Source organism: Streptomyces sp. NPDC006372 (assembly GCF_040612515.1).
GTDB lineage: Bacteria > Actinomycetota > Actinomycetes > Streptomycetales > Streptomycetaceae > Streptomyces.
This window is the reverse complement of sequence record NZ_JBEXQJ010000003.1, coordinates 13590-31174: the sequence shown is the minus strand read 5'-3', so window position 1 is coordinate 31174 and position 17585 is coordinate 13590. Positions and strand designations below refer to the sequence as shown.

Genomic DNA, 17585 nt, shown 5'->3' with positions numbered 1-17585 from the left:
GGGCACGTACCCGGCTGTGCGGCGGACGGTCGATCGCGTCGACGAACGGTTCGACGAACGGTCGTGGCCGTCCACCCGGCGCACGCCAGACGGGCTAAAGAGCGTGTCGGAGCCGCGTGAGGCGTCCTGAGCCTTCTTTCCTGATTGTCCGTAAATACGACAACAGCGCGCATGACGGGGTGAACGGATGATCGCACGCAGCCGACAGGTGGCCCTCGCCCTGACCTTCGTCCTCGCCGCGGGCGCCGCCTGCCAAGCCCGCAGCCACGAGACGCTTCGCCCCGGACACTCGGCACCGTCCGCCGCCGAGCCCCGCGGCTTCACCCTGGTCGCCTCCGGCGACGTCCTCCCGCACAGCTCGATCATCGACCGGGCCCGCTTCGACGCCGACGGCGCCGGCTACGACTTCCAGCCGATGCTCGCGGGGATCCGCTCCGTCGTCTCCCGGGCCGACGTGGCCCTGTGCCACATGGAGACGGTGTACGGCGCGAACGGCGTCTACACCGGCTACCCCAGCTTCAAGTCCCCGCCCGAGGTGGCCCGCGCCCTCGCCGTCACCGGCTACGACGGCTGCTCCACCGCCTCCAACCACACCCTCGACGACGGCGCCGCCGGCATCCACCGCACCCTCGACGCCATGGACCGCGCGGGCCTACGGCACGCCGGCTCGGCCCGCGCCGAGAAGGAGGCGAACACGGTGACGATGCTCCAGGCCGGTTCGGCGAAGATCGCACACCTCGCCTACACCTACGACACCAACGGCCTGCCGCTCCCGGCCGGGCAGCCCTGGGCCGTCAACCTCATCGACGAGACCAAGATCCTCGCCGACGCCCGGGCCGCGCGCCGGGCGGGCGCCGATGTGGTCGTCGTCTCGCTGCACTGGGGCACCGAATGGCAGGACGCCCCCGACGAGTGGCAGCTGACCCTCGCCCGCAGCCTCACCGCAGCTCGAACCGCAGGACGCCCCGACATCGACCTGATCCTCGGTACTCACGCACACGTTCCGCAGGCGTACGAGAAGGTCAACGGCACCTGGGTCGTCTACTGCATGGGCGACCAGATCGCCGGCGAGATGACCAACCACCAGGGAGCCAAGGACCCTCGCGGCAACCAGTCCAGCCTCGGCCGCTTCACCTTCGCCCCGCCCGCACGGCCGGGTGGCCGCTGGGAGGTCACGAAGGCCGAGTTCGTCCCCCAGCTGTTCGACGTCGACGCCGGCCGGGTCGTCAACCTCAACCGGGCGATCGCCCAGGGCGCCGAGGTACAGCCCGTCCGTGACCGCATCCGCGACATCGTGCTCAGCAGGGGCGCGGCCGAGGACGGCCTGAAGATGGGGGAGTAGCCCGGACCGCTGCCTGCGCACCCGGCCCTCCGCGCCCGGCCTCTAGGGCACCACCGTCACCGGCCAGCGGCCCGCCTTCACCAGGCGTATCGCCACCGAACCGACGAACCGGTGCCCCGCCTGCTCGGACGCGCCCACCACCACCGCGTCCGCCTTCAGTTCGTCCGCCGCCTGCACCAGGCCGTTGTACGGGTCGCCGCGGAACGTGTGGAACTCCCAGCGGACCTCGAACACCCCCTTGAGCCGCTCGGCCGCGTCCCGGATCTGCGCCACCAGGTCCTCGGCGATCTCGTCGGTCGTCTCGGCCACCGGAGCCCCGAGCGCCGCGCCCGCCGCCAGCACCGGCTGCACGTACACCACGGCGAGCAGCGCGTGCTGCCGCCGGGCCAGACCGCCGGCGTAGGCCGCGGCCCGCAGGGAGGAGTCGGAGCCGTCCACCCCGACCACGATCACCTTCGGTCCGTCCGTGCCCCGCTCGAACTGATGGGAGTGCTGTTCCGTCACGCCGCGAGGCTATCGGAGGGCGCAGGTGCGGACGCCGGGCGGGAGTACGCGGGTGTTCCTGGAGTCGATACAGGAGTGCCACCGCGGACACCGGGGGCCCGATACGGCCACCCCATGACCGAGCGGGCGGCCTTCTGCACTTCCTGCTCGGCCTGTTCGGCGCGCTCGCCCTGCTGAACGCCGCCGCCACCCTGTTCAGTTGTGGGGAAGAGGGCACCCGAAGGGCGGACAGCGGCCCGCCACCACGGAGGGGCTGCCGTCACTGGCGGCGCTCGGCCTCGCCGGAGGGGACGGGACCGAGCCCGCCGGCCCCTTCGCCGGCCTGTCCGACCAGGTCCGCGTCCGCACGACAGACTCGACCGGCTGCGCGCCGCCGGCACCGACCCCTGGACCTGACCATCCGGGAGACCCTGCCCTTCCCTCTGGTGCGCCGCCACTGACCCGTCTGCGTCGGCCGTCCGGGTGAAACCGTGCCGCCGCACCGGTGTTGCTCAGGTGCGTCGGCCTCCCGCCGGGCGACTGATGAGTCATGAAGAAGGATCAGTTGCTCACCCGGCGCCGGCTGTTGATCGCCGGCACCGGCCTCGTGGGAGCGGCCGCAACGGCCGGTGTCCTCACGGGAGTCACCGAGGACGGCCCTGCCGGGTCCGTCTCGGCCGCAGGCCCGCAGGCCCGCCGACCGCTCAACTCCTCGGCGTACCGGCTCCAGCCCCTGACCGGATACGCCCCGCCGCGCGCCGCGCCCCGCCGGACCCTGGTCCGCCGCGAACCGCTGCTGCGCGTCTCCGGACGCGGCCGCACCATGGTGCTGACCTTCGACGACGGCCCGGACCCCCGCTACACCCCGGCCATCCTGGACACCCTCGCCGCATACGACGTACGCGCGATGTTCTTCGTGTGCGGCGAGATGGCCGTCGACCACAAGGAACTGCTGGCCCGGATGGCCGACGAGGGCCATGTCGTCGGCAACCACACCTGGTCCCACCCGCTGCTCACCCGCCTCACCCGCCGGCAGATCCGCTCCGAGATGGCACGCACCAGCGATGTCATCGAGGACGCCTACGGGGAGCGCCCCCAGTGGTTCCGCGCCCCCTACGGCGCCTGGAACCGCACCACGTTCCGGCTCGGCGCCGAACTCGGCATGGAACCGCTCGCCTGGACGGTCGACACCCTCGACTGGACCGCGCCCGGCACCCGGTTCATCGTGGACCGGGTCGAGGACGGCGCCGCCCCCGGCGTCGTGGTGCTCTCGCACGACGCCGGGGGCGACCGTTCGCAGAGCGTGCGCGCCCTGCGGCGCTATCTGCCCGAACTGCTGGACTCCGGCTACCACGTCACGGTGCCCCGGCGGGACTACGCGTAGCGGACGGCGGGCCTTCGCCCGCCCGGCCGGGGACGCTCAGCGTGCCTCGACCAGGCGGGCGAAGACCACGACGTTGCCCGCGTAGCCGCCCTGCTGGGAGAACCCGCCGCCACAGGTGATGACCCGCAGTTCCGCGGCGCCCTTGGAACCGTAGACGCGGTCTCCCGGGAAGTTGTCCTTCTCGAACACCTCGATGCCGTAGATCTCGAACACGACGGTCTTTCCGTCCTGTCGGTCGATCTCGACGCGACTGCCCTTCTTCAGGGCGCCGAGCGCGTAGAACACGGCGGGGCCCTGCTGGTTGTCGACATGGCCGACGACGACCGCGGTGCCCTTCTCGCCGGGGGTGACGGCACCCGTGAACCAGCCGGCCAGGTTCGGGTCCTCCGGCGGCGGCGCTCCGACCCAGCCGTCCGCGTCCAGGCCCACGGGAAGCACGGGCGCGTCGACCTGGATCGCCGGGATCCTGACCCGGGCCGGCGGGGCGAAGGGCAGGGGCCGCACGGCCCCGGCGAACGTGCCTCCGGGCACCCGGCTGTCCGCCGCGGCGGCCGTCGCCGGCTGCGGCGGACCCTCGTCGAACTCGCCCGAACCATTCCGAATGAGCGCGAGGCCGGTCAGCAGAACAAGCGCTATCACGCCCCACGGGACGCGCTTCCTCCGCCGCGCCTCCTCTTCCTCCGCCTCAGCCAGCTCGGACGCAAGCATGTGCCATCCCCTCTCGACGCGGCCGTCGCCGTGTCATTCGCGCATACCAGAACGCTAAGTGCCGTGCGCGAAAGCGGCGACGGGGCAGGGGCGAATGGGTGGCCGCCTCACGGTCCGGTACGCCGACCGGGACGTGGTGCGCCATCCGAGTTGCCGCCGTGAGGAAATTTCTGATCGTCCGTGACCTGCGGCGATATCCGAATGTTCGGTTTTCCCACCCTGTGCTTGATCACCAGGACGGACCACTCCCGAAATGCGGTCGGAGAAAAGGCAACTGACTGTCTTTCTGGGAGGCGCTTTCTCGCCGATCGACCGGGGACGGGTCCCGGGGCGTCTTCCGCGGAGGTTCACATGCCTGACACTCGTGCCCTGGCGGTCGCCGGCGCCGCGGTCGCCGTCCTCGGCCTCTCCGCCCCCGCGGCCGTCGCGTGGGACACACCCAGCAACATCGTCGCCCTGCCCAGCGTGATCTCCCGCGGCGGCCAGCTGACCATCACCGTCGACGGCTGCCGCAACGGCGGCACGGCGACCTCCAACGCGTTCGGGCCGACGAGGCTGACACCCGTCCGCGGCACCAGCGGCACCGCCAAGGGCACCGCCGTCATCAACAACAACGCCCGCCCCGGGCCGTACGACATCACCGTCATCTGCGACGGCAGGCGGCTGACCAAGCCGCAGGCCTTCACCGTCATCGGTGGTGTGCGCGGCGGTATCGGCGGCGGCAGCACCACCGGCGCGACCCCGACCGACATGGCCATCGGCGGTGGACTCGTGGCCGCGGCGGTCGTCGGCGGTGGCGTGTTCTGGATGCGGCGCCGCGCCGAGCGGCGCATCTGACGCCACGCTCCCCGCTTCCCGGACGATCGGTCGCCTCGCACGTGAACGGTCTTCGCCCCGGATCCCTCGACGGATCCGGGGCGAAGACCTGTATGTGTGGGTGATGGATGGGGGTAGGGGGCGCAGACGGCGGTCAGGTGGCGTCCTCGTCGGTGCGGCGGCGTGTGAAGTGGTACGCCACGCCGAGCGAACCGGCGATGAGCACGCCGCCGAGACCGATCTCCTTGAGGTCGAAGCCGGCGAGCGTGCCGCCCTCACCGGCGTGCACGCCCTTCGACGGGTGGCCGCCGTGGTGCCCGGGGTGCGGGTGGTGCGGCGGACGGCCGCCGGAGACGGTCAGGCGTGCGGTGCCGCTCGTCTTCTCACAGACGAACTCCACGTCGTACACGGCACCGGCCTCGGCGTCCCAGTCGACCTCGGCGGTCGTCCACGACTGCCACGGCGCGATGGTGACCACGTCGAAGACCGGTGAGGAGACCGCCGTCTCCCCACGGCACGCGTTGCGGTCCACCCGCAGCGTGACCTTGCCGCCCGGCGGGACGGTCGAGGGGTCGACGCTGAAGCCGTAGTCGCTCTGGTTCGCCGCGTCGGCAGCCGGCACACAGGAGGTGAGGGCGCCGGCACCCAGCAGTACGGCCGTGGCGACGCATATCGCGCGCATGGTGACCTCCGGGTCCCCGAGGAGCAGCCGCGGACCTGTTCCGCTCACGTCACATATGCACCTCGATGTCCGAAACGCTATGAACTCGCGATCGGCGGCGCGATCGCAGTCGCGCGAATGGGGCACCCCTGTCGGCCGCTCGGGGGAACCCCCGGTAGAGCGGCCGGGGGACGGCGACGGTGTGTCGCTCGCCCCCCGGCCCGTGTCCGTGGTGCGGAGCCGGTCAGTCCCCGGCGCCCGGGAAGAGGTTGAGGAAGGGGTCCGCCGAGGCGGTCACCCCCCTGCTGTAGGGCGAGTCGAAGTCCCAGATCAGGAACAGCAGGAAGGCGATGAGTGCCGAGAACAGACCGGCGAGGACCAGTTCCCGGGTGGTTCTGCGGATCTGCAGGGCGAAGATCATCCCGATGGTGATCACGGCTCCGGCGATCAGCCCGAACCACACCACGCCCGGCATCGTCTCCCCGGTCGACTCCGCCCGGGCGATCCGGGCCTGGCTGGCCATGGTCACCTGGTCGAGGAGGGGCTGGTAGGCCTGGGCCTGGAAGTCCGAGGTCGGCTCGTAGTCGGTGACGTCCTGGCGGACCCGCTCGAAGAGCTCGTCACCCCGCTCGGTGACCTGGGCCTGGTCGGCCATGGTGTCCCACTCGGTGGTGACGACATGGCTCACGTACGACTGGACGTCGTCCCTGATGCGGTCGCGTACGTCGGCCGGGTAGACCCGTACCCGCTCCGAGACCTCGTGCAGTGCGGTGGCCTCCGCCTGGACGTGGTCCTGGGCGGCGCTGCGCCCCTCCCAGACTCCGGCGATCGCCAGACCCAGCACGATGGCGTACACCACGCCGATCCACATCGTCATGTACTCGATGACGTCCGGGGTCTCACTGGGGTCCTCGTCGTCGGCCGCGCGGCGGTGCCGTACGAAGGTGATGACGATCACCACGGCGCAGGCGGCGAGCATCGCGAGGGTGAGAACAAGCCATTCCGGCAAGGGGTGCCTCCAGTGCTTCAGGGATCAGCGCGCGCGCAGCGCGGCGACGGCGACCACCGCGGGCACCGTGACGAGCAGGACGAAGGTGAGCGGCGACAGGGTGTTGTTCGACCGCCGCGGGCGCGGCGCGATGCGGTACGCCGGGTAGTGCACCGGCGTGGCGGTGGGACGCGGCGTGGGCTCGGCCGGCGGAACCGGGGCCGGGGCCGGGGGCGGTGGAGGTGCGGGCCTGGGGGCCGGCCGTGGCAGGGGTGCCGCCGGGCGTGGAGCGGGCGGCGGTGGTTTCGGCCGGACCGTGGGTGCCGGTTTCGGGGGTGGGGGCTTCGGCGGCGGTGTGGGCTCCGGAGACGGCGTCGGGGACGGTGTCGGGGACGGTGTCGGCGTCGGAGTCGGTGTCGGTTTCGGAGGTGGCGTCGGTTTCGGGGGCGGTGTCGGCTTCGGTGGAGGGGGTGGCGGCGTGGGCGTGGGGGTCGGTGTGGGGGATGGGCACGGTGGCTTGGTCGGCCAGGTCTTGCTTCCGGCGTAGGCCAACGCCACTGTGCCGTCCGGCCCCGTCGAGGCGTACGCGCAGGCGTCGGCCGCCGCCGGTCCGGCCGGCGCGCCGACCAGCGCCCAGGTCACCGTCGCCACCGCCAAGACCCGTGCGGCGAGGGCGGCTTGAGTCGAGAGGGGTCCATACACGACGAAGATCATGAGTCTTCTTCCGCCGGGACGCGCCGGGATGCAAGGGGATTGCCCCGAAAGGGGGATATCCGGGTGCGGCGGGTTTGATCAGGGGTCGCCAGTGGAGTCCTCGGGGCGCACGGCTGTACGGCGGTGTGCGGTGCCCGTCACAGGTTCCGGAAAGAATTTTCGCCTCTGATTGAACACCGACGCGGCCCCCATCCGTACTCATGACCGTGCGGCGGCGCAGCAGGGCGCTGCAACACCCTTGCGATTATGGGGAGTTGTTGACGATGAAGACCTCCTGGCGGAGCGCTTCGCTCGTGGCGAGCGCCGCGGCGGTGATGGCTCTGACGACGGCGTGCGGCCAGGACAGCCCTCCGGCGGCCAGCCAGAACGTGGGTGCCACGGCGGCGCCCGGAGACTACGGAAACATCGGCGCCGGAACGGGTACCGGGGGCGCCACGGGCGGCGCCAGTGCCCCGGCCTCGCCGAGCGCTTCCAGCCCGTCCACCCCCGCGGGCAAGCTGTCCGTCTCCACCGCCGAGAAGGTCGGCAAGGTCGTCACCGACAGCCTGGGCCTGACCCTGTACCGGTTCGACCAGGACACCGAAGAGCCGCCCAAGTCGAACTGTGACGGCGACTGCGCCAAGACCTGGCCGCCGGTGCCCGCGGACGACGCCGAGGCCGGCGAGGGCATCGACAAGGCGCTGCTCGGCTCGGTCACCCGGGCCGACGGCACCAAGCAGCTGACCGTCGGCGGCTGGCCGGCCTACCGCTACGCCAAGGACGTCAACGCCGGTGACGTCAAGGGCCAGGGCGTGGGCGGCAAGTGGTACGCGCTCGCCCCCGACGGCAAGAAGGCGCAGGGTGGCGGGGCCGGGGAGGGTGAGGCCGCGCAGGCCGGGCTGTCCACCCGCAACGACCCCAAGCTCGGCGAGATCGTCGTCGACAAGAACGGCATGACCGTCTACCGGTTCAAGAAGGACGAGGCCTGGCCGAAGCCCGTCTCCAACTGCTCCGGCGAGTGCCTGAAGAAGTGGCCGCTCGTGGAGCCCGTCGACTTCGCCGACACCAAGGGCATCCAGGAGAAGGGCTACATGGTCTTCGACCGGACCGACGGCAAGGGCAAGCAGCAGACGATCAACTGCTCGCCCATCTACACCTTCGCCGGTGACAAGGCTCCCGGTGACACCAACGGCCAGGGCGTCGGCGGCACCTGGTACGCGGTGCGGCCCGACGGAAAGCTGGTCGGCGCGTCGGAGAAGTAGTGAAACCTCCCCAGGGTTGATCAGCTCGTCGCCCGGCGACGCCGACCCGGTCCGCCCCTCCGTGCCGCACGGAGGGGCGGACCGTTTTGCCGTGCTTCACCTGAACTCATCGAATTCCTGACGCTCTTCCCGTTCCACTCCGGAACTCTCCGGAATGCTTCGAACACACTTCGTCATGTGTTCGAAGCCTATGCAGGCGGGTATCAATTCGGCACGTGCCGCAGGCAGTGACCGGGAACGGATGGTCAATTTCCGTTTCGGGTCGCTCCATTGGCGGGCGATCAGTAGCCTCTGCTCGAACACCGGATCGCCTACGCCTTGGAGAGATAGATGGAGCGTCCCGCCTGGGCTCCACGGAGCATCGACATCTCGGTGCCCAGCGTTTCCCGGATGTACGACTACTACCTGGGTGGATCGCACAACTTCGAGGTCGACAGGGAAGCGGCCCGCAGGGCCATGGAGTTCATGCCGGGACTGCCCAAGATCATGCAGGCGAACCGGGCGTTCATGCGCCGCGCCGTGCGGTACGCGGCCGGTCAGGGCATCACGCAGTTCCTGGACATCGGCTCCGGTATCCCCACCTTCGGCAATGTGCACGAGGTGGCCCAGGCCGCCTGCCCCGGCGCGCGGGTGATGTACGTCGACCACGACCCGGTCGCCGTCGCCCACAGTCAGGCGGTCCTGGAGGGCAACGCCGACGCGGACATCGTCGCCGCGGACCTCCGCAAGCCCCAGGACATCCTGAGCGGCGTCGAGCTGGAGCGGCTGATCGACCTGAATCAGCCAGTGGCCCTGCTCCTCGTTGCCATACTGCACTTCGTGGAAGACGAGGACGACCCTTACGGGGCGGTGGCCGAGCTGGGCGAGGCGCTCGCGCCCGGCAGTCTGCTCATGCTCACCCACGCCTCGTACGAGGGCATTCCGCTGCCGCAGGAGCGGGCGGGGGGCGCGGTGAACGTGTACGAGGACATTCGCAGCCCGCTGATCATGCGCTCGCGCGAGGAGATCGCGCGGTTCTTCGAGGGGTACGACATGGTGGAACCCGGACTGGTGGCGATGCCGTGCTGGCGACCCGACACCGCACCGGAGGACGAGGATCCCTATGCGTTCTCCGGCTTCGCGGGCGTGGGGCGTACGGCGTGATCGCGGAACCGGACGGGCCGGAGGACAGACTGCGCCGGTTCGCGACGATCTGGAGCCGGGCGGTCTTCCCGGTGACCTCGACGTCGTCGACCCGGCCGGAGTTCGAGGAACAACTGCTGCCGCTCGCCCGTCGGTTGAGCGAGGCGCTGCGAGCCCGCGCCTTCGACTCCGACGAGGGCCGGACGGTGGGCGCCGCCCTCGTGGACGCGCACTGCACCGACCCGGAGGCGCTCAGCCGCACACTGGACTGCGTGGACGCCTACCTCGTCCTGTACTGCGGCGGCGACGGCGACCAGGAGGACCTGCGGGCCCGGTGCGCGCGACTGCAGCACGCGATGGCCGCCGGCTTCGCCCGGGCGCTGCGCCGGCGGACGCTCGCCGAGCAGGAGGCCATCGCCCAGGCCGCCCTCAAGGCGCAGGGCGTGGTGGCGCAGGCCCTGCACGCGAGCGAGGCCCGCTTCCGCGCCGTCTTCGAGGGCGCGGCCATAGGCATCGGCATGGCCGACCTCGACGGCAACATCCTCCAGGTCAACGGCGCGCTGCTGCGCATGTTCGGAATCTCCGAGCACGCGCTGCGCAGCCGCAACGTCATGGAGTGGACCCACCCCGACGACGCGCCACAGACCTGGCGGCTCTACGAGGAACTCGTGCGCGGCGAGCGGGAGCACTACCACGTGGAGAAGGCGTTCTACCGCCCTGACGGAACGGTCCTGTGGACCAACCTGACCGTCTCCCTGCTGCGCGACGCCGACGGCAACCCGCAGTACCAGCTCGCCCTCATGGAGGACACCACCGAGCGGCGGCTGCTCAACCTGCGCCTGCGCTACGAGGCCACGCACGACGCCCTCACCGGCCTGCCGAACCGCACGTTCTTCTTCGAGCGCCTGGAGAAGGCCCTGGGCGCCGGCAAGGACCAGCGGTTCGGACTGTGCTACCTCGACCTCGACGGCTTCAAGACCGTCAACGACAGTCTCGGGCACGCGGCCGGCGACCGGCTGCTGGTGGAGGTCGCCGACCGGCTCCAGTCCTGCGCCACCGCGCCCGGCGAGATGGTCGCGCGGCTCGGCGGCGACGAGTTCGTGGCGCTGACCACCGGCCCCGACACCCAGCGCGAGGTCGACGAGCTCGCCGCCCGCATCATGAACGCGCTGCTCGCCCCCATCAGCGTCGACGGCCGGGAGCTGACCGTGCGCGGCAGCATCGGCATCGTCGAGGGCCCGGCCGGGGAGCGAAGCCCCGCGGAGGTGCTGCGCAGCGCGGACATCACCATGTACCGGGCCAAGTCGGCCGGCGGTAACCGCTTCGAACTGGCCGATCCGGAGGCGGATGCCCGCGCGATCACCCGCCACGGCCTCACGACCGCGCTGCCGACGGCCCTGGAGCGGGGCGAGTTCTTCATCGAGTACCAGCCGCTGGTGCACCTCGGCGACGGCAGTGTCCGCGGCGCCGAGGCCCTGGTGCGCTGGCTGCACCCGCAGCACGGCGTCCTCGGCCCGGACCGTTTCATCCCGCTCGCCGAACACACCGGGCTGATCGTGCCGCTCGGCCGGTGGGTCCTGGAACAGTCGGTGCGCCAGGCCCGCGAGTGGCGGGAACTGCACGGCGGCGCGGAGGCCGTGGGGCCGCTGCGGATCAACGTCAACCTCTCGCCCTGCCAGCTGACCCACCCCGGCCTGGTCCAGGACACGGTCGACATCCTGGAACGCACCGGCATGGCACCGGACGCGCTCTGCCTGGAGGTCACGGAGTCGGCCCTCATCGGCGCGGACGACGACCTCCTGAAGCCGCTGCGCCGCCTGGCCGAAATGGGCGTGGACATCGCCCTCGACGACTTCGGCACGGGCTACTCCAACCTCGCCAACCTCCGCCGCCTCCCGGTCAGCATCCTCAAACTGGACCGCTCCTTCACCCAGAGCATGCAGCAGTTCCCGGCCGACCCCGTCGACCTCAAGATCGTCGAGGGAATCGTCTCCCTGGCCCACAGCCTGGACCTGGCGGTGACGGTCGAGGGCGTGGAGACGGGCGCCCAGGCCGAACAACTGCGCATACTGGGCTGCGACACGGCCCAGGGCTGGTACTACGCGAGACCGGGCCCACCGGAGAGACTGCACGAACTGGCGCTGGTGGACGCCACGGGCTGACCCGCGCGGGTGACCACGGCGGGAGCCCGGGTCAGGCGCCCAGCCCGCGCAGCAGCAGCGCGAGACCGCCCAGGAACTCCCGGTCGGCACTGACCTTCCGGGCGTGCCGGGCGGTCTCGGTCATGTGGGGGAAGGTGTCGGGCGGCAGCTCGGTGATGGCGACCGTGCCCTCGCCGGACAGGGGCCCGAGGTGCTCCAGCTGGATGGCACCGATGACGTACCCGAGGAGCCCCCGCAGCGCCACCACCCGCTGTTCGCCCCCGAATCCCGCCTCGGTGAGCACGCCGAGCACGGACTCCGACCAGCGCAGCCCGGCAAGGGACCGGTGCCGGTGGGCGACGGTCAGCGGCATCACTTCCGGATGGGCGCCCACGGCGTCGCGCAGCCGCCGCACCAGCACCTCGATCCGCTGCTGCCAAGGTGCCTCGTGGCCGGGCGGCTCGGTGTCCACGCTGGTGAGCACGTGGTCGACGACGAGCCTTTCCAGCTCCTCGCGGTCGTCCACGTACCGGTAGAGAGCCATCGTGCTCATACCGAGTTCCTTCGCGACCGAGCGCATCGACAGCCCGGCGAGCCCGTCGCGGTCGATCACGACGAGGGCGGCCGAGGCCAGCTTGGTGTGGGTGAGTGAGCGGGGACGTGGCATGACGACGTTCAGCGTACGTCATACGCCTACCTTGTTAGGTGTACGACATACGCCTACACTCCAGAGGAGTACGCCGTACGCCTACGAGGGGGGCGCTCATGCGCATGCCCGCACGGTCGATCCAGCCCGGCTCCATCGTCACCGGACGCCGCTTCGTCACTGTCTCCGGAGATTCGGTCACCGTCCCCGATCCCGAGCGGATGGTGCACCTTCAGTTCCGGCGGTTCGCCGGTTGCCCGGTGTGCCATCTGCACCTGCGGTCGGTCGTCCGCAGGCACACGGAGATCGAGGCCGCCGGCGTCCGTGAGGTGGTGGTCTTCCACTCACCCGCCGAGGAGTTGCACCAGCACACCGCCGACCTGCCGTTCGCGGTCGTCGCCGACCCGGACAAGCGGCTGTACGTGGAGTTCGGCGTGGAGTCGGCGCCCCGCGCGCTCCTCAGTCCACGCGCCTGGGGACCGGTCGTCCGGGCGGTGCTGCGCGGCGGGTGGGAGGTCATCCGCGGCCGGGGGCGGCTCCCTGCGGCCAGTCAGCCCGGCGGCCGCCTCGGCCTGCCCGCCGACTTCCTGATCGGGCCCGACGGACGGGTCCTCGCCGCCAAGTACGGCGAACACGTCTACGACCAGTGGCCGGTCGACGAACTCCTGCACTTGGCGTCCTCCCGCGAGGTGACCACCGGTCATCCCGCTGCACCGTAGCCACCGTCCCGCACCAGCCGGCCGCGGGCCGGGCGGTGGCCGTGCCAGGCTCTCCGAAGAGCCCGTCACCGTTCCAGCAGCATCCGCTGCAGTTCCCGCGCCGCCCGCGGCGGAGCCACGTCACTGCGGTGTGCCAGGGCGATCACGCGGTGCAGTCCGGGCCGGGCCAGCGGAGTGACCCGCAGCCCGCGCCCGGCCCTCGCCGCCACCATCCGAGGCACCACGGCAACCCCCAGCCCGGCCCGCACGAACCCCAGCACGGCGTCCATCTCCCCACCCTCCACCGCGAAGTCCGGCTCGAACCCCTCCGCACGACACGCCGCCACCGTCAGCTCCCGCAGGTCGTACCCGTGCCGGAACATCACCAGACGCTCACCCTCCAGGTCGGAGATCCGCACGGTGCGCCGCCCCTGCCCGGGCCGTGGCGCGTCCGGGGACGAGACCACGACGAGGTCCTCCCGCAGCAGCTCCACCGTGGTCAGCGCCGGTGACGGCGTCGGCAGGGGCAGCACCACCAGCGCCAGGTCCAGCGCACCCCGTGCCAGCTCCCGCACCAGGTCGTGCGACCCGCCCTCCTCGATCAGCAGCCGGATCCCCGGATAGCGGTCGTGGAAGGCCCGCAGCACATCCGGCAGCAGCCCCGTGCACAGACTCGGCGTCGCCCCCAGCCGCACCCGCCCGCTCCGCAGCTGCACCAGCTCCTGCACCTCGTGCCGGGCCGTGTCCGCGTCGGCCAGGATGCGCCGGGCCAGCGGCAGCAGGGCCTCCCCGGCGTCCGTGAGCGTGATGTTGCCGCGTGCGCGCAGGAACAGGTCCGCGCCCAGCTCCCGCTCCAGCGCCTTGATCTGCTGCGACAGCGACGGCTGCGCGACATGGACCAGATCGGCGGCCCGGGTGAAGTGCCGGGTCTCGGCAACGGCCACGAAGTACTGGAGCTGCTGGAACTGCATCCTCGTACGATAGTCGCTCCCTATTGAATCAAGCCGGACCATGTCTTGGACCGATCGCTCGCCGGTCCGTAGCGTCATGTGCCATGGCTCTGGCAACGCGGACGGACCGACGGCCGTCCATGGCACGCACCGTGTGGGACTCCACCGTCGGCAAGAAGACCGTGATGGCGGTCAGTGGGCTGATCATGCTGCTGTACCTGGTCGTCCACATGATCGGAAACCTGAAGATCTTCTTCGGGGCGGGCGAGTTCAACCACTACGCGCACTGGCTGCGCACCGTCGGCGAGCCGTTCATGCACTACGAGTGGACGCTCTGGCTGGTCCGCGTGGTCCTGGTCGTCGCCGTCGTCGCCCACGCCACCGCGGCGTACCAGCTCAGCCGCCGCGACATCAGGGCCCGCCCCAGCAAGTACGTGCACAAGAAACCGCGCGCCTCCTACGCGACACGCACCATGCGGTGGGGCGGCATCATCCTCGGCCTGTTCATCGTCTGGCACATCCTCGACCTGACGACCGGCACCGCGCACCCCGGCGGCTTCCAGGAGGGCCGCCCGTACCAGAACGTCGTGGACACCTTCTCCACCTGGTACGGCAACGTCGTCTACATCGTCGCGATGCTCGCGCTCGGCCTGCACGTCCGGCACGGCTTCTGGAGTGCCGCCCAGACCCTCGGCGCCGGGAGCCGCACCCGCGACCGTGCCCTCAAGACCGTCGCGAACGTCCTCGCGCTGCTGCTCACGGCCGGGTTCATCGCCGTGCCCGTGGGCGTCATGACCGGAGTGGTGAGCTGACATGACCTCTTACACGGACTACGTGACCGGTGAGCCGGTCACCGACACCAAGGCCCCCGCGGGGCCCGTGCACGAGCGCTGGGACAAGCGCCGCTTCGAAGCCAAGCTGGTCAACCCCGCCAACCGGCGCAAGCACACCGTCATCGTGGTCGGCACCGGCCTCGCCGGCGGCTCCGCCGGCGCCACCCTCGCCGAGCAGGGCTACCACGTCGTCCAGTTCTGCTACCAGGACTCCCCGCGCCGCGCCCACTCCATCGCCGCGCAGGGCGGCATCAACGCGGCGAAGAACTACCGCAACGACGGCGACTCCGTCCACCGCCTGTTCTACGACACCGTCAAGGGCGGCGACTTCCGCGCCAGGGAGTCCAACGTCCACCGGCTCGCACAGATCTCCGTCGAGATCATCGACCAGTGCGTCGCCCAGGGCGTGCCCTTCGCCCGCGAGTACGGCGGTCTGCTCGACACCCGCTCCTTCGGCGGCGTCCAGGTGTCGCGCACGTTCTACGCCCGCGGCCAGACGGGCCAGCAGCTCCTCCTCGGCGCCTACCAGGCGCTCAGCCGGCAGATCGCCGCGGGCAACGTCGAGATGCACCCCCGTACCGAGATGCTGGACCTGATCGTCATCGACGGGAAGGCGCGCGGCATCGTGGCGCGCGATCTCGTCACCGGCCGCATCGACACGTACGTCGCGGACGCCGTCGTGCTGGCCTCCGGCGGCTACGGCAACGTCTTCTACCTGTCGACGAACGCCATGAACTCCAACGCCACCGCCATCTGGCGGGCCCACCGGCGCGGCGCGTACTTCGCCAACCCCTGCTTCACCCAGATCCACCCCACCTGCATCCCGCGCACCGGTGACCACCAGTCCAAGCTGACACTGATGAGCGAGTCGCTGCGCAACGACGGGCGGATCTGGGTCCCGAAGGCGAAGGGCGACACCCGGCCCCCGGGCGAGATCCCCGAGGACGAGCGCGACTACTACCTGGAGCGCATCTACCCGTCCTTCGGCAACCTGGTGCCGCGAGACATCGCCTCGCGCGCCGCGAAGAACGTCTGCGACGAGGGCAGGGGCGTCGGTCCCGGCGGCCAGGGCGTGTACCTGGACTTCGCCGACGCGATCCGGCGCATGGGCCGCAAGGCCGTCGAGGCCAAGTACGGCAACCTCTTCGACATGTACCAGCGGATCACCGACGAGGATCCGTACCGGGTGCCGATGCGGATCTACCCCGCCGTGCACTACACGATGGGCGGACTGTGGGTCGACTACGACCTCCAGACCACCGTCCCCGGCCTGTTCGCGATCGGCGAGGCCAACTTCTCCGACCACGGGGCCAACCGCCTCGGCGCCTCCGCGCTGATGCAGGGCCTGGCCGACGGGTACTTCGTCCTCCCCGCGACCATCAACGACTACCTTGCCCGCAACCCGCACCACGACGAGGTGAGCGACCAACACCCCGTCGTCCAGGAGGTGCTGGCCGAGACGCAGGACCGGCTCAACCTGCTGCTGTCCGTGGACGGCGACCGCACCCCCGACTCCTTCCACCGCGAGGTCGGCGAACTCATGTGGGAGTTCTGCGGCATGGCCCGCACCGACTCGGGGCTGCGCAAGGCGCTGGAACGGATCCCGCAGATCCGGGAGGAGTTCTGGCGGCGGATCAAGGTGCCCGGCACCGGCGAGGAGTTCAACCAGTCGCTGGAGAAGGCCAACCGCGTCGTCGACTACCTGGAGCTGGCCGAGCTGATGTGCCTCGACGCGCTGCACCGCTCCGAGTCCTGCGGCGGCCACTTCCGTGAGGAGTCCCAGACGCCCGACGGCGAGGCCGCCCGCAAGGACGAGGAGTTCGGGTACGCGGCCGCCTGGGAGTTCACCGGCACCGGCGAGGCGCCGGCCCTGCACAAGGAAGACCTGGTCTTCGAGTACGTCCACCCCACTCAGCGGAGCTACGCATGAAGCTCACCCTGCGCGTCTGGCGGCAGCGGAACGCCGACGCCGACGGCACGATGTCCACGTACGAGGTGGACGGGATCTCGCCCGACATGTCGTTCCTGGAGATGCTCGACACGCTCAACGAGGAGCTCATCCTCAAGGGCGAGGACCCCGTCGCCTTCGATCACGACTGCCGTGAGGGCATCTGCGGCGCGTGCAGTCTGGTGATCAACGGTGACGCGCACGGACCCGAGCGCACCACCACCTGCCAGCTGCACATGCGGTCGTTCAAGGACGGCGACACGATCGACGTGGAGCCGTGGCGGGCGTCGGCGTTCCCGGTGATCAAGGACCTGGTCGTCGACCGGTCGGCGTTCGACCGGATCATCCAGGCCGGTGGTTACGTCACCGCGCCGACGGGGGCGGCTCCCGAGGCGCACGCCACTCCGGTGCCCAAGCCGGATGCCGACTTCGCGTTCGAGCACGCCGAGTGCATCGGGTGCGGGGCGTGTGTGGCGGCCTGTCCCAACGGGGCGGCGATGCTGTTCACGTCCGCGAAGGTCAACCATCTGAATGTGCTGCCGCAGGGGGCGCCGGAGCGGGAGACACGGGTGCTGGACATGGTGGAGCAGATGGACGAGGAGGGGTTCGGGGGGTGCACGCTGGCTGGTGAGTGTGCCACCGCGTGCCCCAAGGGCATTCCGTTGATGTCCATCACCAGCATGAACAAGGAGTGGTTGCGGGCTACGCGGAGGGCGGGCAAGCGCTAGTCGCCGGGTGCGGTGCGTTGTGGCTGGTCGCGCAGTTCCCCGCGCCCCTGAGGGGGCGTTGGGCTTCTGGCATTCAACCGTTCGGCATCCGCCCTCCTGGCACTGGTCACGCTGAGGTCAGGCGGCATGGGCACAACAGTGGGCGGCGGCACCGCTCGCCGCCTCCGGCCCGTGACCAGGAG

Annotated in this window: 18 protein-coding genes; 11 read left to right on the top strand and 7 right to left on the bottom strand. The window is 70.9% G+C overall.

Annotated elements, in window-relative coordinates; all coding sequences use genetic code 11:
* Positions 1–187 precede the first annotated feature (187 nt).
* Positions 188–1342, top strand: coding sequence for a CapA family protein (locus ABZ016_RS07235; protein WP_356915544.1), 1155 nt, complete (start codon positions 188–190; stop codon positions 1340–1342).
* Between the two features lie 42 nt (positions 1343–1384).
* Here the strand turns inward: ABZ016_RS07235 and ABZ016_RS07230 are convergent, their stop codons facing one another.
* Positions 1385–1846 carry a universal stress protein gene (locus ABZ016_RS07230; protein WP_356915543.1) on the bottom strand — a complete coding sequence of 154 codons (462 nt, stop codon included), beginning with the start codon at positions 1844–1846 and terminating at the stop codon, positions 1385–1387.
* A 529-nt stretch (positions 1847–2375) separates the two neighbouring features.
* Here ABZ016_RS07230 and ABZ016_RS07225 point away from each other — a divergent pair.
* A complete protein-coding gene (locus tag ABZ016_RS07225) occupies positions 2376–3209 on the top strand; it encodes a polysaccharide deacetylase family protein (protein WP_356915542.1) in 834 nt (277 codons plus the stop codon).
* Between the two features lie 36 nt (positions 3210–3245).
* On the opposite strand, the gene ABZ016_RS07220 is transcribed toward ABZ016_RS07225, so the two are convergent.
* Positions 3246–3917: a class F sortase gene (locus tag ABZ016_RS07220; protein ID WP_356915541.1), complete on the bottom strand. Its 672-nt coding sequence runs from the start codon at positions 3915–3917 to the stop codon at positions 3246–3248.
* A gap of 351 nt (positions 3918–4268) precedes the next feature.
* Here ABZ016_RS07220 and ABZ016_RS07215 point away from each other — a divergent pair, with 351 nt between their 5' ends.
* Positions 4269–4754: a hypothetical protein gene (locus tag ABZ016_RS07215; protein WP_356915540.1), complete on the top strand. Its 486-nt coding sequence runs from the start codon at positions 4269–4271 to the stop codon at positions 4752–4754.
* 133 nt (positions 4755–4887) lie between these two features.
* Here ABZ016_RS07215 and ABZ016_RS07210 read toward each other — a convergent pair whose 3' ends face one another.
* From ABZ016_RS07210 to ABZ016_RS07200, 3 genes are all read right to left on the bottom strand, one after another.
* A complete protein-coding gene (locus tag ABZ016_RS07210; RefSeq protein WP_356915929.1) occupies positions 4888–5415 on the bottom strand; it encodes a hypothetical protein in 528 nt (175 codons plus the stop codon).
* Positions 5416–5638: 223 nt separating this feature from the next.
* Positions 5639–6403 carry a DUF4239 domain-containing protein gene (locus ABZ016_RS07205; protein ID WP_356915539.1) on the bottom strand — a complete coding sequence of 255 codons (765 nt, stop codon included), beginning with the start codon at positions 6401–6403 and terminating at the stop codon, positions 5639–5641.
* 24 nt (positions 6404–6427) lie between these two features.
* Positions 6428–6556, bottom strand: a complete 129-nt coding sequence (locus tag ABZ016_RS07200; protein ID WP_356915538.1) for a hypothetical protein — start codon at positions 6554–6556, stop codon at positions 6428–6430.
* 385 nt (positions 6557–6941) lie between these two features.
* Between ABZ016_RS07200 and ABZ016_RS07195 the strand changes: the two genes are divergently transcribed.
* The 4 genes from ABZ016_RS07195 (at position 6942) to ABZ016_RS07180 (ending at position 11621) form a co-directional block, all read left to right on the top strand.
* Complete coding sequence (locus ABZ016_RS07195; RefSeq protein WP_356915537.1) at positions 6942–7064, top strand: hypothetical protein; 123 nt, start codon at positions 6942–6944, stop codon at positions 7062–7064.
* Positions 7065–7359: 295 nt separating this feature from the next.
* Complete coding sequence (locus tag ABZ016_RS07190) at positions 7360–8337, top strand: SCO0930 family lipoprotein (RefSeq protein ID WP_356915536.1); 978 nt, start codon at positions 7360–7362, stop codon at positions 8335–8337.
* A 330-nt stretch (positions 8338–8667) separates the two neighbouring features.
* On the top strand, positions 8668–9480 hold the full coding sequence (locus ABZ016_RS07185) for an SAM-dependent methyltransferase (RefSeq protein WP_356915535.1): 813 nt from the start codon (positions 8668–8670) through the stop codon (positions 9478–9480).
* Positions 9477–11621, top strand: a complete 2145-nt coding sequence (locus tag ABZ016_RS07180; protein WP_356915534.1) for an EAL domain-containing protein — start codon at positions 9477–9479, stop codon at positions 11619–11621. Before ABZ016_RS07185 ends, ABZ016_RS07180 begins: the two co-directional genes overlap by 4 nt.
* A gap of 31 nt (positions 11622–11652) precedes the next feature.
* On the opposite strand, the gene ABZ016_RS07175 is transcribed toward ABZ016_RS07180, so the two are convergent.
* Positions 11653–12267, bottom strand: coding sequence for a TetR/AcrR family transcriptional regulator (locus ABZ016_RS07175; RefSeq protein ID WP_356915533.1), 615 nt, complete (start codon positions 12265–12267; stop codon positions 11653–11655).
* Positions 12268–12365: 98 nt separating this feature from the next.
* Here ABZ016_RS07175 and ABZ016_RS07170 point away from each other — a divergent pair, with 98 nt between their 5' ends.
* Positions 12366–12965, top strand: coding sequence for a peroxiredoxin-like family protein (locus tag ABZ016_RS07170; protein WP_356915532.1), 600 nt, complete (start codon positions 12366–12368; stop codon positions 12963–12965).
* Positions 12966–13030: 65 nt separating this feature from the next.
* Here the strand turns inward: ABZ016_RS07170 and ABZ016_RS07165 are convergent, their stop codons facing one another.
* Complete coding sequence (locus ABZ016_RS07165) at positions 13031–13915, bottom strand: LysR substrate-binding domain-containing protein (protein WP_356915531.1); 885 nt, start codon at positions 13913–13915, stop codon at positions 13031–13033.
* 119 nt (positions 13916–14034) lie between these two features.
* Between ABZ016_RS07165 and ABZ016_RS07160 the strand changes: the two genes are divergently transcribed.
* The 3 genes from ABZ016_RS07160 to ABZ016_RS07150 are packed head-to-tail and all read left to right on the top strand — an operon-like array spanning position 14035 to position 17403.
* Positions 14035–14706, top strand: a complete 672-nt coding sequence (locus ABZ016_RS07160; RefSeq protein ID WP_356915530.1) for a succinate dehydrogenase — start codon at positions 14035–14037, stop codon at positions 14704–14706.
* A gap of 1 nt (position 14707) precedes the next feature.
* A complete protein-coding gene (locus tag ABZ016_RS07155; RefSeq protein WP_356915529.1) occupies positions 14708–16657 on the top strand; it encodes a fumarate reductase/succinate dehydrogenase flavoprotein subunit in 1950 nt (649 codons plus the stop codon).
* On the top strand, positions 16654–17403 hold the full coding sequence (locus ABZ016_RS07150) for a succinate dehydrogenase/fumarate reductase iron-sulfur subunit (protein ID WP_356915528.1): 750 nt from the start codon (positions 16654–16656) through the stop codon (positions 17401–17403). Before ABZ016_RS07155 ends, ABZ016_RS07150 begins: the two co-directional genes overlap by 4 nt.
* Positions 17404–17585 lie beyond the last annotated feature (182 nt).